We start from the raw sequence: 18,007 nt of genomic DNA on the forward strand, positions 1-18,007 counted from the left end.
ACTATATATATTATATAATTCTTTTTCTTTTAAAATTTAAAAAATAAATGGTGGTTATTATAGTGTGTTAATATCTGGTATAACTTTTTTAAATTTTATTTTGATTACAATAAATTTACATTCTGTTAATAGGTAATTAACAATAGAATTTATATTAATAGGTTCATTTTTAATGATTTTAATTTTTCTATAAACAGTTGTTAACAACTAAAAAGTACTGTTAATTTTTAATAAATATTTATATTTTCATGTTTATATGTATCAAATTTTAGTCTCATAACATTGCTAAAAAAAGTGAGTTAAATTTTAGGTTTTTTAGTTCAGGTTTTTGATTGGAAAATTAAATGGATATTCAATATTATTCTTTTAAAAAAGAATAAACAGTTATTAACAAGTAATGAGTGTTAAAACGATGAGTAATGAACATTGCTTTATTTTTTAATAAGAAATAAAATTAAAAACTTTATAAATAATGAAGTAACTTATTGATTATTAGTTATAAGTATTTTATAATAGTACTTATTAACATTTAAAATTAACTAAGCTAAATTTTTTGAGTTTCTGTTGAAATAGTAATTCTGAAGAAAATAAGAATTTAAAATAAAGTATTTTAAAGATAGAACTAAATAATGATTGATTAAAAGGTATTGTTAATTTGTAACTTATTAAGTTATAATAAATAGAGTTTCATTAACTTTGAACTTTAAACTATATATTACTTTTATTATGATAATTTCAATAGGAAATGACCACGCAGGAACCGATTATAAATTTGCCATCATGAAGCATTTAGAAGCAAAAGGTTATACTGTTAATAACTATGGTACCGATACAAATGATAGTGTAGATTATGCCGATTTTGTACACCCTGTTGCTGAAGATGTTGAAACTAATAAAGCCGATTTTGGTATTTTAGTTTGTGGTAGTGCAAATGGAGTTGCTATGACAGCTAATAAACACCAAAAAATACGTGCTGGTTTGTGTTGGAATAAAGAAATTGTACATCTTATTCGCAGTCATAATAATGCTAATATTTTATGCATTCCTGCTAGATTTACTGCTATTCCACAAGCTTTAGAAATGGTTGATGTATTTTTAAATACAGAATTTGAAGGCGGACGCCACCAAAACAGAATAGATAAAATACCTTTATCTTGTTAAATGGCACACAACCATTCTCATAATCATTCGCATACACATCCAGATTTAAAAGGACGCAATCTTTTAATATCTATATTTTTAAATATTCTTATTACAGTTTCACAGGTAATAGGTGGTCTTATTTCTGGTAGTTTAGCGCTTTTAAGTGATGCGCTTCATAATTTTAGTGATGTACTTTCATTAGTAGTTAGCTATTTAGCCAATAAATTATCTAAAAAACAAGCTTCATTACACAGAACTTTTGGATATAAACGCGCTGAAATATTAGCAGCGTTTATTAATGCATCTACACTAATTATAGTTGCTATTTTATTAATTATTGAAGCTATTAAACGTTTTCAAGACCCAGAAGAAATAAAATCTAATTTAGTTATTTGGATGTCTCTTTTAGGAATTATTGCTAATGGTATTAGTGTCCTTTTACTTAAAAAAGATTCTGAAGCTAATATGAATATGCGAAGTGCTTATTTACATTTACTTACCGATATGATGGCAAGTGTGGCAGTACTTATAGGTGGTTTATTAATGAAGTTTTATCAGATTTATTGGATAGATAGTGCTTTAACTTTAGCGATAGCTATTTATTTAATTTGGATGGGTTTCGATTTATTAAAAACATCTACCAAAGTACTCATGTTATTTACTCCAGATCATATTCCTATAAAGCAAATAGTTGAAGAAATAAATGCTTTTGATGTTGTTAAAAACTTTCATCATGTTCATGTATGGCAGTTAAATGAAGATGAAGTGCATCTAGAAGCACATATCGATTTTAATGAAGATATTACATTATCAGAATTTGATAGCGTTTTGCACGAAATAGAAGATTTAGTGTTTGATAAATACCATATAAATCATGTAAATATTCAACCAGAATATAGAAAACCTGATGCTAAGGACGTGATTGTACAAGACTAGATTATTTTTTTATTTACGTGAAAACGGAAATTTTTTTTGAGTAAATATAAATATGCTAAAAATAGAAGTAAAAACCTTTTCAGAACTTACTAAACTAGAATTATACAATTTACTACAATTACGCAGTGAAGTATTTGTTGTTGAGCAAGATTGTGTGTATCAAGATATTGATGGAAAAGATATAAAAGCAATACATGTTTTAGGTTTTAAAAATGAAAAAATTATTGCGTATACCAGAATTTTTAAACCAGGAGATTATTTTGAATATGCTAGTATTGGTAGGGTAGTAGTAGCAAAAAATGACCGTGCTTTTAAATATGGTTATGATATTATGAAAGCTTCAGTTCAAGCTATTGAAAACCATTTTAAAGTGAAAAAAATTAAAATTTCAGCGCAAGCATATTTAAAATCATTTTATAATAATTGTGGGTTTAAAGAAATAGGAGAGGAGTATCTTGAAGATGATATTCCACATATAGCCATGATAAAAGCGTAATTATCTTTTTAAAGTAAAGTAACCTTTTACAGTCTTGCCTGTATTTAATACAATAATATACCAATAACTATCACTTGTTAATAAGGCTCCATTATAAGTTCCATCCCAACCAGAAGCATTAGGAAGTAAAAATTTTAATAGCTTACCATGTCTATTATAAATGGTAATATTATTAATGCTGTTATGGTTATCAATGACTTTCCATAAATCATGACTTCCATCATTGTTAGGCGTAAAATATTTAGGAATGTAATAATCGCCATTATTAATTAATACATTAAAGTTTGATTCATTATTATGGCAAACCGTTTCATTATAAATGTAAATGGTTTGAGAGGTTGAAATTATATCTCCAGAATTAAGTGGTGTACCATGACCTCCAGGTGCTGTAAAATAATTTCCGTTGGTAAGTATTGGTAAAGCATAACTAGGTCCAATATAATCGTCTAAAACATCCACTAAAACAAAATTATTACAAGCATTAGGTGCGTTAACATAATTAGAAAAAGAAACAGGTTGCCAATAATTATGATCTTCATTTACTTTATCAACAACAACACAGTTTAAATCTGGATTTAAATTAAAATTCATTAAAACCACATTATTATTATTTCCGTTATTAACATTTAAATCACATAATTGATTATTACTACAGTTTAAACTTGTTAACGATTCATTTTTGGTAAGATCTAATACTGTTAATTGATTACTAAAACAAATAAGAGTATTTAATCGACTATTATTGCTAACATCTAATAGACTTAATAAGTTTTGCTCACAAGATAAAGTAGATAGGTTTGTATTTAAGCTAACATCTAAATTTGATAACAAGTTATTACCACATTGAAATGTACTTAGCACATTATTATTACTAATATCAATTGATGTTAGTTGATTGTTTTCACAAACCAAATCAACTAAAGCTATATTCTTTGAAATATCTAAACTTGTTAAATTGTTGTTTTCACAACGTAAAGCTCTTAAATTAGTATTTTGAGAGGTATTTAATGTTGATAATTGATTGTTAAAACCCCATAAAACTTCTAAGTTAGTATGTATAGTAATATCTAAATTAGATATTTGATTATTGCTAAAAAATAGCTGAGTTAATTGTGTGTTTTGAGAAATATTTAATGTTGATAATTGATTATTAGAACAATTAAGTATAGATAAGGATGTAAAATCTTCAATACCTGTAAGGTCGGAAATATTATATCCTGTAACATCTAAATTTACATTAGCATTAATATTTGATGTTAAAACCAATCCATCTATGGGTGCAACATCTAATCCTTTATCTATTAAAGCTTGTTCAAAATTAGGGTCAGGAATAGTAGTAGTTTGTGCAGCACCAACAAAGCATATTAATGATAAAATAATTAAAAATTTTATCTTTTTAATTGCCACCAACATAGGTAATTAAAATTTCAACACGTCTATCAAATTTAGGATCGCCACCAAGTGGAAATTTTCTTCGCATTCCTAAATGGCGCATACGTTTTTTATCAACGCCTTTTTTAGCAAAATAATCGTAAACATATTTTGCTCTGGTTTCAGAAAGGTTTCTTTGTTTTGTTCTTCTATCAACAGCATCTCTACTATTTTGCGTACAACACACATGCCCTTGAATAGTAAAATAAATATCTTTTCTTTCAGCAAGTACTTCAGCAATTTCGTTTAATATTTTTTTAGACTCTGGTGTTACTGTACTGTAACCTGTTTTAAATAATATATTTTTAAAAATTATTTTATCGCCTTTAGAACTTTCTTTTATTAAGTCTACAACATTTTTTTCTTTAACCTTAGGTTCTTTCTCTTCTACTTTTGGTTTAGGTGTTTTAGCTTTTACAATTATTTCAACTTTTCTGTTTAAACCTCTTATTTTTAAAAGATTTTTTTCGTTGACTATTTTTAATAAAACCTCTCCTTTTCCGTCAACATTAGTTATTAAGTTTTCACTAATTTCATTATTAGAAAAAATAGTTTTTATAGCATCTGCACGTTGTTGAGATAGTTTTAAATTATAAGTATCTGCACCAATATCATCACAAAACCCATATATAGAAATAAATTCTATATCAACATTATTTAGGGTAGAAATAAAAAGAAGTAAGCGATTTTCTTCGGTAGATGGAACTATATATTTATCGGTATCAAAATAAACTTCATGAGTTAATTTATTTTGAGAAAAACCAAATATGCCATAGCATGTAATTAATATTAAAACAAATAGTTTATTCATAGTAGGAATATAGAATAATGAACTCGTTTAAATTTTTCACAATTGGCTAAAAATCATCCTTTTGCAATCACTTTTTGTCTTTCCTTCCTTCCGTAGCTCTGCTATGAAACTCAAAAAAGCCTTCAACCGAGCACAAAATGACTAATTCTCGCTTCAATCAAAATAGTTTAAACGAGTTCAAGGATATAAATATACTATTTTAATTTTCGATAAATAAACTTACTTGGTTTATCTTAAATAATCCATATAAGCAGTAATACTACCTAGTATTTCGGTAGCCTTTTTTATTTTAGAATCATGAATTTTATAGTACTCATATAAACCCTCTCTATAAGTATAACGTTTTACAATTTCTTCAGTTAATAATTCTAATAAATAATTTTTATTTTCATCTATTACACTAGATTTAGAGATATTTAAATTAGAAATTAGTGTATTGAAATCTTTTTCAATATTATCATTTAATTCTTCTTTTTGAGAAGCTTCAAAGGCTTTATAAAGCGCTTTTTCTGTTTCAGTTTCAAAAGAAAAGTTATTTGTTTTTAGGTAGTTTTTAAAATCTTTAAAATCAGTATCTGTTAATTTTAAAGTATTTACATCGCTTATATTATGCTTGTAATAATAATTAGTGGCATAATTAAAAACAAGATCGTTGTTTACTATGGCGTTGGTAATAGCAGAATTTTTTGAAGCATTAAAAATAACATCTGGAAATACGCCACCACCATCAAACACTCTACGTCCATTTTTGGTTTTAAATTCATTATAATTTTCTTGTGTAACACGAACAGCTTCTCCTTTTTCGTTTCTATGCCAATAATCTAGAGCTTGAATACAACGTCCTGAAGGTGTATAATATCTAGAAATAGTAATTTTAATTTGTGTTCCATAAGTAAGTTTTTTTGGGCGTTGTACTAAACCTTTTCCAAAACTTCTAGACCCTACAATAACGGCACGATCTAAATCTTGTAAAGAACCAGAAACAATTTCACTAGCTGAAGCACTACCACTATCTATTAAAACTACTAATGGTATTTCGGTATCTATAGGGTCGTTTTGTGTGTAATAGGTTTTATTGTATTTTTTTACTTTAGATTTTGTGGTTACTATCAATTGACCTTTGGGTACAAATAAGTTTACAATTTTAATAGCCTCGTTTAGTAAACCACCTGGATTACCACGTAAATCTAGAATAATACGTTCGGCTCCTTGGGCTTTTAAATCGCGTAAAGCATAATTAGTTTCGGCTGCTGCTTTATCGTTAAATCTGCTTAACACAATATAGCCCGTTTTATTGTTAACCATAGAAAAGTGTGGTACTGCACTAATTTCAATTTCAGCTCTTTTTATAGTCGCTGTTTGTATTTTTCCTTGGCGTTTAAAAGTAACTTCAACCGAAGAATCTGGAGCACCTTTTAATAAATCGCCAGCATGATCTTTATAAGTTTCAATTTGTATATTTCCCACTTTAATAATTTCGTCGCCTGCTTTTAAACCAGCTTTATCTGCAGGATAATTTTTATATGGTTCTACAATAATGAGTTTGTCTTTTAATGTTTTTACTTTAGCTCCAATACCTGTATAATCTCCTGTATTATTAATTCTAGAAGCTTCTACATCTTGCTCGTTATAAAAATTTGTGTAAGGATCTAAATCTGCCAGCATGCTTTTTATAGCCGTATCCATTAAATCACCAGGGTTGGTTTCATCAACATAATTCATGTTAATTTCCTTAAACAAGGTTGTGAAGATTTCTATTTGTTTTGCTATTTCAAAAAAATCGTTTTTAAAAGCCGTTCCTGTTAAGAATATAATGCAAGCTAATGCAGGAATTATAATTTTCTTTTTGAATACGTTTTTCATGTGCTTATAATTATTGTTTTATCGGTCTCTTGTAACATTCATTTAATCATTTCTTATGGTATCGAAAATTTAGCTATGAATGTTTCATTAGAGTTATTTTATTTTTTCAGAAACTTTGTCTTGAAATTTTTCAAATAAAAGTTTCATTCTGTTTTCAACTTGGGTTAAAGTGGGTTTGTCTTTGCCAATGTACAAAATCATAAACGCATGCTGTGTTGTAAAATTGTTAAAATAAGTCCCTTTATTTAAGCGGTAAGATTCTCTTAGCAAACGTTTTATGCGGTTTCTATCTACAGCGGTTTTAAAATTTCGCTTACTTACAGAAACCCCAGTTTTTGCAATAAGATCTTCATCAAAAGTAGTAGGCATATAAACTAAACGCAATGGATATGCAGAAACCGATCGACCTTCTGTAAATAATAGATCAATGAGTTTTTTGCTTTTAAGTTTTTCTTTTTTATTGAATGTGAATTTCAAGTAGTTTCCTTTAAAAACTCAAAGGTAGTAAAATAAAAAATCCACTTGGTTTTAATGTGAGTTTTTCAGCATGTTGTTTAATTTTAATGATCAAATACATATTTGTATCAGTCGTTAAACGAATTCATATTTTTTCTTATAATGTAAAGTTCTTTCAGTTATTTCCTTCCATTCTCACATGATATAAATCATTGTTAAAACATTGGAATCCTAGTACTTTAACTATTTAAAAACTAAAGTTAGCATGGGCGATTTAAATGTTAGCAAACTGAGGACTAAAAAAGATAGAGCAAATTATATTTATCATTTATTAAATGATATAGAGGCTCTTGATTTAATGATTGAAAAAGGTTTAATAGAAGATGCTCCTATTAGAATTGGTGCAGAACAAGAATTTTGTTTGGTTAACAATCAATTTCTACCAGAAGGTAAGTCATTAGAACTTTTAAAAGATATAAATGACAATCATTTTACAACTGAAATTAGTAATTACAATCTTGAAATAAACCTAGATGTTTTAGAACTTAAAAATGATAACTTTTCAAAATTACATAGAGAGTTAGATTCGTTGTTAGAAAAAGCTAAAAAAGCGGCAGCTAAAAAAGGCATTAAAATTATTTTAACAGGTATTTTGCCTTCATTATCTGTTAATAATGTCGACGAGAAAAGTATGACGAATGTTGAACGTTATTCACATTTAAATGATGCTATTAAGCAAGGACGTAGACGCCAAAGTTTCGATATTCATATAAAAGGTGCAGATGAAATAAATTTATTGCATGATTCCGTAATGTTAGAAGGTTGCAATACCAGTTTTCAAATGCACTTACAATTAAGCCCAAAAACGTTTGTAGACAATTATAATTGGGCACAAGCTATTTCAGGTCCCGTGTTAAGTGCTTGTACAAATTCGCCAATATTATTTGGTAAGGAGCTTTGGAGTGAAACTAGAATAGCCTTGTTTACACAAAGTATAGATACCCGTGCTAATTCATATTTATTAAATGAAAAACAATCTAGAGTCAGTTTTGGTAGTAATTGGCAAACAGGGTCTATTACCGATATTTTTAAAGACAATATTTCTAGATTTAGAAGTTTTTTAACTACTGATTTTACACGAAATAGTGTAGACATGGTTAAAAATGGAGAAACACCAAAATTAAAAGCATTACGCTTGCATAATGGTACCGTGTATCCTTGGAATAGAGTATGTTATGGTGAATTTAATGGCAAGCCAAATTTAAGAATTGAAAACCGATACATACCTTCTGGCCCTACAACTACCGATGAAATTGCTAATATGATGTTTTGGGTTGGTGTTATGTTAGGTAAGCCAAAACAGTATAATAACATTCATGAACAATGGGATTTTAAAGATGTAAAAACCAATTTTTTTAATGCAGCGCGTTATGGAATGGCAGCTCAGTTTTATTGGAATGGCAAATACATTTCTAGTTACGATTTAATTTTAAACCAATTACTCCCCATGTCATATAAAGGGTTGTATGCAGCAGGCGTATCGCCTAAAGATGCCGAACATTATTTAAAAGTTATTAAAGATAGAATTAAACGCCATAATGGTTCAGAATGGCTTGTTAGAAATTTTAGGAGCTTATTAAAAAACCACAAACGTTTTGAAGCTATGCAATTGCTAACGGCTAAAATGTATGAAAAACAAGAAACGGGATATCCTGTTTCTACTTGGAGTATGTTACATCATACACAAGATGTTCCTTTTATAAAAAACCGTTTTGTTAAGCATATTATGAGTTATGATATTTTTTCAGTAGACAAAAATGATAGTATCGAACTTGTTTTAAATATTATGAAATGGAAAAATATTCATCATATGCCTGTTATAGACACTAATAGAGTATTGGTTGGTTTAATAACATGGAAAGATCTAGAGGTGTATTTAGATAATACAAAACAAAAACACAATAGTATAGGTAAATTAATGAAAACAGATCTGATAACTGTTGATGAATATACACCTGTTGAAACGGCGAAAAGACTCATGGAAGACCAGGCTATTGGTAGTCTTCCAGTAATTAAAAACAATAAATTAATAGGTTTAATTACTTTAAACGATTTTTAATATATGACTGATGTATATAGCAAAGCTTTAAATAATAAAATAGCTGTTGGTAGAATACTTGATAAAATTGAAGGTTCTCATCCAGGACCAACAGTTGTGTTTTTTGGTGGTATTCATGGTAATGAAACAGCTGGTGTTTTTGCTATAAAAGATACTTTAGCAGGTATAAATGCATCCTATGTAAAGGGTACTATTTTTGGGGTTTCGGGAAACTTATCAGCACTTAAAAAAAACCAGAGATATACTGAAAAAGATTTAAACAGGTTATGGACAAAAGAAAGTATTGAAGCCATTAAAAAAAAATCTAATTTAAATGCCGATGAGAAAGAGTTAATAGCCTTATTAGAGGTTTTAAATGATATTTTAAAAACCAATCAGCCACCATTTTATTTTATCGATTTACATACTACATCTAGTCAAACACTACCTTTTATTACTATTAATGATGCATTAATAAACCGAAAATTTTCTAAACAATTTCCTGTACCTATTATTTTAGGTATAGAAGAATATTTACATGGACCCTTATTAAGTTATATAAACGAATTAGGCTATGTCTCATTGGGGTTCGAATCTGGACAGCATGATGATTTACGCTCCATAACCAATACTATTGCTTTTATATATTTAACCTTAGTTTTTTCTGGAGTTTTAAATGAGAAAGGTCTCGTAGGTTTTTCTAATTTTTATAAACAATTACAAACTCAAACAATTCATATTGTAGATGTTTTTGAAATTATTTATCTTCATAAAATACAACAGCACGATACTTTTATAATGCTAAACGGTTTTAAAAGTTTCCAAAGTATTAAAAAAGGAACGAAACTGGCTATTAATAATGATATTGAAATAACTTCTCCATGTAGTGGTCGTATTTTCATGCCATTATACCAAAAAAAAGGTGCCGAAGGTTTTTTTATTATTAAACCTATAAAACCTTTTTTATTAAAATTGTCAATAATTTTAAGACATATTAAAACAGATAGTTTTTTGGCATTTTTACCTGGTATTCATTGGTTAAATAAAAAAGAGGGTATTTTACAGGTAAACTTAAAAATAGCTAAGTTTTTTGCGAAATCATTTTTTCATTTGTTAGGTTATAGAAATAGACAAATTACAAACACGCATTTAAGACTAAATAATCGCGAACGAGTTGCTAAAACACGTATGTATAAAAAAGAACCTTGGTATTAATTTAAGGGTTTTTTGAGAAGTTTCGTTTAACGTGTTTGGCAACTGGTTTTATTAATTCAACCTTTTAATTTCAGTTCTTTTGGTATAATTATTAGTTCGTCTGAAGCTTTAATAATTAAATTTTGAATTAAATTGTAATATTCTTCCTCTGACATTATATCAATAACTTTGTAAATACCTCGATTTTTCAATTCTTTAAAAATTGGATTTGAATTTTCTGAGCCTTCAAAATGGAAGTATGCTAAATACTTTGGTGATAAAGGGAAATAGACTTCTGTATTTATACTAAATAGACCAAGTTTTCCTTCTATTTGATTAGGTATGAAATTAACTGGACAATCAGAAGTGTAAAATTCGTTACCATCTGGTGCCTCAAGAACAATAAGTTTGAGTGGTTTTAAATGATGAAAAATATAATTTAGGAAAAGTATTAATACTCTATTGAGTTTGCTATTTGTTAATTCTCCTTCACTAATAAGCTTATAAAAGTCTTTTTCTTTTAAGCTTTGTAAATCTTCATAAGATTTAGAAAGTACACTTATAGTGATTTCTAAAAAAGTGTTTTTATGCTCACTTTCTAAAATTCCTTTGATAAAACTCCTCCAAAAATCCGACCTTATCATCATATTTGGTGTAAATTGAACGATTATTTCCCAGCATTTGTCTGGGATTTCATCATTATCATCCAAATCTTTTAACATTTCGTGATATAGGTTTTCTAAATCACAATTAAGAGATTCAAACATTCTAGGAAATCTATCGTCTTCACTTTCAATATCGAATACATTTGTTTCAGCCGTAAAACTACCTATGCTTTTCTGTCTTGTGAATTTTTCGCCTTTTTTTATTATTGATACCATCCATTGTTCCTTATTTAAATATCCAAATTCTTTCAAGTAAACTTGTGGAAGTTTATGCTGGTCTTGATTTGGCGGAAATTTAATAACTGTAAAATCATTAAATAAATTTTCAATATCCTCGAAAGTAGTTTCTACTTTATTTGCTTCATTTTTCTTTAATAGATTTAAAGCTAAAATCATTTTAACTTTATCTATTGGGCTAACAAATACTATTGTATATTTTTTGAGGTCAAGATGCGTAAATTCGATGTGGAAATCTCCTCGAATTTTAATTTTATTAATTTGAGAATATTGAACTTTTAATAAGGACTTTCTATTCGGAAAGTAAATGCTTTTGTTTGTAATAACGAGAGCTTCGTGTTCAGCTTGGAATATGAATAAGACGTTTTCTTTTTTAGAAATTTCATCTAGATTTTCATCAATCCAATCTAGTTCTTTTTGAGAAATCTCTGTTTCTTTCCTTTGGAAGAGATTGTAGTTCATTTATCTTGTTACTTACTGGCTTTATTTTATTCCACAAGAAAAGATAATATTTAACTCTTTTACGAAATCAAAATCATCCATCCATTTAACTTTCATATTATCGCAAACGTGAGGGATTTTAATTTTCGTTGGTTTTTTACTGAAATCCTTTTTCTCTTTTGTTACAACAATAGCTTTCTCGTTCATTGCGTGTGCAATAACCCAAGGGTCTGCTTTTGAATGTATTCCGTTACTCGCAACTAAATATTTATGTTTTGGATTATTAGCGTAAATTTCTTTTAGACAATTTGTAACAGCTCCATCTATTTTTCTAACAGGTATATCGCTGTTTTTTAGCCAAATAAATAAGTCGTCTTCACCTTTCTCAATTTCCTCAAATACTAATTCAGGAATGAAAATTATTCCTTTTTTACCTAAATCATTTAAAACATTCCAATATGTAGGACTAATTGATGGTGAATAATAACTTTGCCATGCTTGAATGAGAATGTTTGCATCTATGCAGAATAAAGGGTTTTCTCTTTCAAACATTAAGCTAATAGTTTTTCGAATTTTTGAAAATTATTGATTGGAGTATTTAATAAATTACTCGCAATTGAAGGAGAAATAATTCCCGTACTAAAAGAATCCATAACTATTCTAGTGAATAATTTGCTGTTTTTATTCAATCGAAGTAAATATGGATTTGGTCCATTTTTATTTTCTTTTTGTTTTTCTTTTTTTATCAATTCCTTTTCAAGAAATAATTCAAAATCTCGTTGAGCTTCATCTTTAAGAGTTTTGTATTCTGATTGTGAAATCAAGTTTAAATTTAGAGCGCGAACTATTAGAGCAAAAGAACTAATTCCTAATTCTTTTGCTTTTTTAAATATTTCCTTATTTGACGCAAATACATCACTACCAAATTGACTTACTAATTTTTTTGGCATTAGAGCATTAGCTGCAACTTGATTACAGAAAAGCTCAACAGGATGAAATTTTGATTTTGGTTTATCAGTAAAATCAATATCGATTTCATTAGAAACTCCAGATTTGGCAATCCAAATATGAGCTAATTCGTGAACTAAAGTAAATAGTTGCGGAGCATTCCAGTTTTTAGAATTCACAAACAGAAATGGTGCATATTTATCAGCAATAGCAAAACCTTGAATTAAATCTTTATCAAGAGTAAGTCTCGAATGTAAAAAACTAGTTCTAGAAATAAATACACCAGCTAATTCCGCTTTATCAACCCATTCATTAATTGGTGTTTTAGAATATTCTTCTGGGTTAATATTTAATGTTTTAAGAATGTCTTGAGCAACAATATTTGGGTCATCACTTAAAGAGTATTTACCTACAAAAGGTAAAATATCTTCGCCACTATCTTCAAACAGTTCGCTAATCCAATTTTGTTTTTGTTGAACTTCTCTAATAATAAATAATGAAGCAGTATCAAGTTTCAATGATGAATCTCTTCTATAATCTTCTAATGGATGAAAATCTTTAGGGATTTCGGGTAAAAAAAACAAAGAAAATGGTCTTCGGTAACTTTTTGCTAAAATTTGTGCTTGCCTTATAGTCGGATAATCATTTCCATTTTCCCAACTCAATAATCTTTCAGAAGATACTTTGATTTTATTTGCAGCATCATCAACAGAGATTCGAGCAGACTCGCGAGCCCACTTTAAAATCTTTGGTGTTAAAAATGCTTTATCTGCCATTATTATTATTTATACAAATCTAGTATTATTTTTGAAGTATTGATTCCACTTTACTTGTTAATTCTTTTGAGCATTCTGAAGGAATCGAACCTTCAATCTCCTCTTCACGAAAGTTTTCAAGAAGACTTTCGTGGAGGGGACGCTTTAATGACTAGGTCAACCTTTAAGCTAGAATGCGATTTAAGTTTATAATAATTTCATTTCTATCAGTTTCATTTATTCTTCCAAAATTTGAGTTTAAGAGATTTCCAATTGCATTTGAATATCTATGACTATTATTTTTAAGTTTTGAAAGAGACTTTACTTGATTGATTTTTTTATTAGATTTTGTTGTAATTTCTTTTTTGGATATTATTTCTGCAAGTATTTGATTATTTGGTTTGCATTTTTCACAAAGAGTGTAACCGATGTTTTTAATAATATTTGTTATTAATAAAAAATCATTGAAATCAATTTCTTTATATTCATTCGGCTCTCTATTAGAATGAAATGTTATGTTATAAAATAATTTATAGGTTTTTACTTTTTGAAGATATAATTTAAGTTTTTTATTATCTTTTTCTTCAGAGTGTGCGAATCGATTTCTCACAAATCTGTAATATTCATAGCCAAAATAAACTTCTTCTTCGATTTCTCTAATTCCATTTTTTAAGGAGCCAAAAGTGTTAATTAATAAATTGTCAAAGTCAGTTTCACCATCTTTTTTATCTGTCCATTCTGGAATGTAACTTTTGTATTCTTTTTTAAATTCATCAAAAAATTGTTCAGCTTTTTGCATAACAGACATTATATAAAACTGCCTAATTCGTGATTCAAAAAGTTTTATAGAAACGGTATCTACTTTTACACTATGTTTTTCGGCAAGAGCTTGTATATATGATTCTTTATCTAGTGTTTTTGATAGGTTACTTGTAAATTCTCTTATGGCTAATTCATTACATTCTACGACAGCATCAAATTCTCCGAGTCCTTTTTTTAGACTCCTAAAGGATTGAAATGAAAATTTAGTTTTGGTGTAGTCTCTGTTCATTTTTTAACTTGTTGCCTAACTACGTTGATATGAAATCGTTTTAATGTTTTATATCATACGTTAAACGAAGTTAGCAAATTTTTCTGACAAAGTCAAGTTGCTGAACTACAATAAAAAGCACTTATTTTTCTTTTTTCATTGCTTTTTCTGCTTTTCTGCGCTTGCCGTAATCTTTATATAGTTGTCTCCAGCTTCTACCGTTTGCGTTTAAGTATTGCTCATTTTTAGTTTTATAAATTTCGAAAATAGCTGAAATTTGCTTCATACTTTTATAGTCTATAGCCATTTCACGTGCTTCTTGTAGATTTTTTAGTATCACTGCTTCTTCTTTTGCTGTAAGGTCTGTAACGATGGCATGATATGCTTTTAAAGTAAAAGCTACTTTTCCAATGGTATATTTATCAAGAATTTTTTCTACTTGATCTTCATTAAGATTAGCTCTAAGCCCTGTCATAAGAGTTTCATGTACCAATTGAGGCATTGCTGAATCTGCGATAATAGAACGATCTAAATTAGTTAGTTGTTCTCCTGTTCTAGGGTTTATTCCTGCTGGAACAGTTTCAAAAGGATGACTATTGTGCCAGTTGCGAACAGCTGTTAAATGTGATGTTATTAATGAGGTTATTGTAGTTTCTTTGGCTTCGTCATTAAGATTTAATTCTTTAACCCAGCTACTGGCTTTATCTAATAAATTTTCGGTTTGAGCGAAACCAGAAACTGAAGATAGCACTAGGGCAAGACTAAAAATTTTTAATATTTTAATGGTTTTTGTTTTAATTGAATTTAGCATGTTCTTAGGTTGAGAATATTAAAAGACTAAAGGTACTTTAAAAGTAACGCAATCTCAAATTCTACTCGATAATCAAGATTAAAACACTCTGTAGTTTACTTCTAAATAAACTTTTGTTTATGTAAAAAACCTCATGAGCTTACTCCAAGGTAATTTACCAAGTGTTTTCCCAGTCTTTCCAAACGGGTTCTAAACCATTTTCTTGAAGCATTTTAGCAATTGCTTCGGTAGAACGCTCATCTGAAATTTCAAATTGTTCTAATGACTGTGGCTCTACCACATACCCCCCAGGATTGGTTTTCGATTCAGCACTTAATGAGGTTATTCCTAAGTGCACAATGTGATTTCTGAAGGTTTCACTTTCGCGAGTACTCATAGATAATTCCACATCGTCGTCTAATAACCGGAAAGCGCAAATGGTTTGAACCAAATCGCTATCGGTCATTTCAACCTTAGGTTCCAGACCGCCACTATGTGGTCTTAGGCGTGGAAAAGAAATGGAATATTTGGTTTTCCAATACGTTTTTTGAAGGTGTTTTAAGTGTAGAGCAGTAAAGAAACTATCGGCACGCCAGTCTTCTAAACCAAACAAGGCACCCAACCCTATTTTATGAATTCCTGAACGTCCCAAACGGTCTGGTGTTTCTAGTCGGAAATCGAAATTCGATTTTTTACCTTTCGGGTGATGTTTTTTATATTCGGCGCGGTTGTAGGTTTCCTGATACACTAAAACGGCGTATAAATTCGCTTCAATTAGTTCTTCATATTCTTGTTGATGTAAGGGCTGAACTTCAATGGTAATGTTAGAAAATTGATGTTTAATTAGCTCCATGGCATGCTTAATATAGGGCACACCAACGGTTTTATTCGCTTCACCGGTAACCAGTAAAATATGGTCATAGCCCTTAGATTTTAAGAAGGCGACTTCCTTTAAAATATCGGCATCGGTTAAGGTTCTACGCGGAATTTTATTGGTCATGCTAAAGCCACAGTAGGTGCAAATGTTTTGGCATTCGTTAGATAAATACATTGGTACATACATTTGAATGGTATTCCCAAAACGCTTTTTAGTAATCAGTCGGCTTTGTTGTGCCATTTGCTCTAAATAAGGTCTGGCTGCTGGCGAAATAAGCGCTTTAAAATCTTCTAAATCGCGTTTGGTTTTAGCCAGAGCAAATTCAACATCTTGTGCTGTTTTCGCGTTGATACTGTTTAAAGTCATTTCCCAATTATAGGTATCGAAAATGGTTTGAAACGAAGTGTTCATAATGAAATCTTAGTTTAAAAAACTGGTTAAAGGGCTGCTGGCTTCAGCGTGATGTTTCACCGTCGCCAGTTTGGCGTTGTAAGCTATACGACCGGCTTCAACCGCCATTTTAAAAGCTTTGGCCATTTCAATAGGCTTTTGTGAAACGGCAATAGCGGTATTTACTAAAACCGCATCGGCACCTAATTCCATAGCAAAGGCAGCATGCGACGGACTTCCAATTCCGGCATCAACAATCACAGGAACATTGCTTTGTTCGATGATAATTTCAAGGAAATCTAAAGTTTTTAAGCCTTTATTCGTTCCAATTGGTGCACCTAAAGGCATCACACATTGAGCTCCGACGTCTTCTAAACGTTTACATAAAACAGGATCGGCATGAATGTATGGCATCACCACAAAACCTAATTTTACTAGTTCTTCAGCAGCTTTTAGGGTTTCAATGGGGTCGGGTAATAAGTATTTTGGGTCTGGATGAATTTCTAGTTTAACCCAATTGGTTTCTAAAGCTTCTCGAGCTAATTGTGCAGCAAAAACAGCTTCTTTAGCATTGCGAACGCCAGAGGTATTTGGTAGTAAATTAATGTGTGGACGCATGATGCTTTTTAGCATTTGGTCCTGTTCGTTATTTACATCTACTCGTTTTAAAGCTACGGTTATTAATTCACTTTCGCAGGCCATTAAAGCGTCGGACATGAGTTGATTAGAACTGAATTTCCCCGTTCCTGTGAATAATCTCGATTGAAAAGTTTTATCTGCTATGGTTAGTAAATCGTTCATAATTAAAAAGTGTGTCGTTGTTCTTGTGTTGCTGATGCGTTTAGTAATTTATTGAACGTTGAAATGGTATTGAAATCCTTAGTGATGGCTCCAGACATCGCAATACCATAAATTCCAGTTTGTAAAAGTTGCGAAATATCGTTTTCAACAATGCCTCCAATTGCTATAATTGGAGTTTGGGTTTTTAGTTCATCAAGTATGGTTTGGTAGCCTTCCAATCCTAAAATAGGACTTAAATTATTTTTAGTTTTCGTAAATCTGAAAGGTCCTAAACCAATATAATCGACGTTTTTACTAATTAAATATTCGCAATCTTCGAGCGTATTAGCCGTACCTCCAATCATAAACCATTTCCCTAAATACTCTCGAGCAATAGCTGGACAAGTATCAGTTTTTCCTAAATGAACGCCATCAGCATTAACTGCTTTTGCTATTTTGTAATGGTCATTTATAATTAATCGTGTTTGGTAATGCGCTGTAATTTCTCTGGCTTTTTCAGCCGTTTTTATTATGATATGCTCATCTGTATTTTTAAGTCGAAGTTGAACTTGTTCAGCACCAAAAGTACAGGCCTTTTGAATGTTTTTAAGATGCTCTTCCGGCGTTTTTCCTTGTGATATATAATGTAATTTAGCGATGTTCATA

General features: G+C 29.6%; 17 protein-coding genes. 5 read left to right on the top strand and 12 right to left on the bottom strand.

Annotation, left to right across the window (positions count from 1 at the left end):
* Nucleotides 1-726 precede the first annotated feature (726 nt).
* The 3 genes from rpiB to RHP49_07190 are packed head-to-tail and all read left to right on the top strand — an operon-like array spanning nt 727 to nt 2,575.
* Nucleotides 727-1,161 (top strand): ribose 5-phosphate isomerase B, encoded by a 435-nt coding sequence (gene rpiB / locus RHP49_07180; GenBank protein WNH14029.1) that lies wholly within the window; start codon nt 727-729, stop codon nt 1,159-1,161.
* Nucleotides 1,162-2,079: a cation diffusion facilitator family transporter gene (locus RHP49_07185; GenBank protein ID WNH14030.1), complete on the top strand. Its 918-nt coding sequence runs from the start codon at nt 1,162-1,164 to the stop codon at nt 2,077-2,079.
* 52 nt (nt 2,080-2,131) lie between these two features.
* Nucleotides 2,132-2,575: a GNAT family N-acetyltransferase gene (locus tag RHP49_07190; GenBank protein WNH14031.1), complete on the top strand. Its 444-nt coding sequence runs from the start codon at nt 2,132-2,134 to the stop codon at nt 2,573-2,575.
* Here RHP49_07190 and RHP49_07195 read toward each other — a convergent pair whose 3' ends face one another.
* From RHP49_07195 to rnpA, 4 genes are all read right to left on the bottom strand, one after another.
* Nucleotides 2,576-3,982: a T9SS type B sorting domain-containing protein gene (locus RHP49_07195; protein ID WNH14032.1), complete on the bottom strand. Its 1,407-nt coding sequence runs from the start codon at nt 3,980-3,982 to the stop codon at nt 2,576-2,578. It abuts the gene before it with no gap.
* Nucleotides 3,972-4,817, bottom strand: a complete 846-nt coding sequence (locus RHP49_07200; protein ID WNH14033.1) for an OmpA family protein — start codon at nt 4,815-4,817, stop codon at nt 3,972-3,974. Before RHP49_07200 ends, RHP49_07195 begins: the two co-directional genes overlap by 11 nt.
* Nucleotides 4,818-5,045: 228 nt before the next feature.
* Complete coding sequence (locus RHP49_07205) at nt 5,046-6,680, bottom strand: S41 family peptidase (GenBank protein WNH14034.1); 1,635 nt, start codon at nt 6,678-6,680, stop codon at nt 5,046-5,048.
* A 93-nt stretch (nt 6,681-6,773) separates the two neighbouring features.
* Nucleotides 6,774-7,157 (bottom strand): ribonuclease P protein component, encoded by a 384-nt coding sequence (gene rnpA / locus RHP49_07210; GenBank protein ID WNH14035.1) that lies wholly within the window; start codon nt 7,155-7,157, stop codon nt 6,774-6,776.
* A gap of 244 nt (nt 7,158-7,401) precedes the next feature.
* On the opposite strand from rnpA, the gene RHP49_07215 reads away from it, so the two are divergent.
* Nucleotides 7,402-9,255, top strand: a complete 1,854-nt coding sequence (locus RHP49_07215) for a CBS domain-containing protein (protein ID WNH14036.1) — start codon at nt 7,402-7,404, stop codon at nt 9,253-9,255.
* A gap of 3 nt (nt 9,256-9,258) precedes the next feature.
* On the top strand, nt 9,259-10,449 hold the full coding sequence (locus tag RHP49_07220; protein WNH14037.1) for a succinylglutamate desuccinylase/aspartoacylase family protein: 1,191 nt from the start codon (nt 9,259-9,261) through the stop codon (nt 10,447-10,449).
* A 56-nt stretch (nt 10,450-10,505) separates the two neighbouring features.
* Here the strand turns inward: RHP49_07220 and RHP49_07225 are convergent, their stop codons facing one another.
* The 8 genes from RHP49_07225 to thiE all read right to left on the bottom strand — a co-directional run bounded on the left by RHP49_07225 (nt 10,506) and on the right by thiE (nt 18,006).
* A complete protein-coding gene (locus RHP49_07225) occupies nt 10,506-11,792 on the bottom strand; it encodes a DUF4238 domain-containing protein (GenBank protein WNH14038.1) in 1,287 nt (428 codons plus the stop codon).
* Between the two features lie 21 nt (nt 11,793-11,813).
* Nucleotides 11,814-12,323: a DUF4411 family protein gene (locus RHP49_07230; protein ID WNH14039.1), complete on the bottom strand. Its 510-nt coding sequence runs from the start codon at nt 12,321-12,323 to the stop codon at nt 11,814-11,816.
* Nucleotides 12,323-13,495, bottom strand: a complete 1,173-nt coding sequence (locus tag RHP49_07235) for an XRE family transcriptional regulator (GenBank protein ID WNH14040.1) — start codon at nt 13,493-13,495, stop codon at nt 12,323-12,325. Before RHP49_07235 ends, RHP49_07230 begins: the two co-directional genes overlap by 1 nt.
* A gap of 163 nt (nt 13,496-13,658) precedes the next feature.
* Nucleotides 13,659-14,525: a hypothetical protein gene (locus RHP49_07240; protein WNH14041.1), complete on the bottom strand. Its 867-nt coding sequence runs from the start codon at nt 14,523-14,525 to the stop codon at nt 13,659-13,661.
* 121 nt (nt 14,526-14,646) lie between these two features.
* Entirely contained in the window at nt 14,647-15,315 is a 669-nt protein-coding gene (locus RHP49_07245) for a DUF3826 domain-containing protein (GenBank protein WNH14042.1), read from the bottom strand.
* 154 nt (nt 15,316-15,469) lie between these two features.
* Nucleotides 15,470-16,582: a 2-iminoacetate synthase ThiH gene (gene thiH / locus RHP49_07250; GenBank protein WNH14043.1), complete on the bottom strand. Its 1,113-nt coding sequence runs from the start codon at nt 16,580-16,582 to the stop codon at nt 15,470-15,472.
* A gap of 9 nt (nt 16,583-16,591) precedes the next feature.
* The gene (locus RHP49_07255; GenBank protein ID WNH14044.1) at nt 16,592-17,362 is read right to left on the bottom strand and encodes a thiazole synthase; all 771 of its coding nucleotides are present in this window, start codon (nt 17,360-17,362) and stop codon (nt 16,592-16,594) included.
* Between the two features lie 2 nt (nt 17,363-17,364).
* Nucleotides 17,365-18,006, bottom strand: coding sequence for a thiamine phosphate synthase (gene thiE / locus RHP49_07260; GenBank protein ID WNH14045.1), 642 nt, complete (start codon nt 18,004-18,006; stop codon nt 17,365-17,367).
* Nucleotide 18,007: the final 1 nt, after the last annotated feature.

The organism is Flavobacteriaceae bacterium HL-DH10 (assembly GCA_031826515.1).
Taxonomy (GTDB): domain Bacteria; phylum Bacteroidota; class Bacteroidia; order Flavobacteriales; family Flavobacteriaceae; genus Thalassobellus; species Thalassobellus suaedae.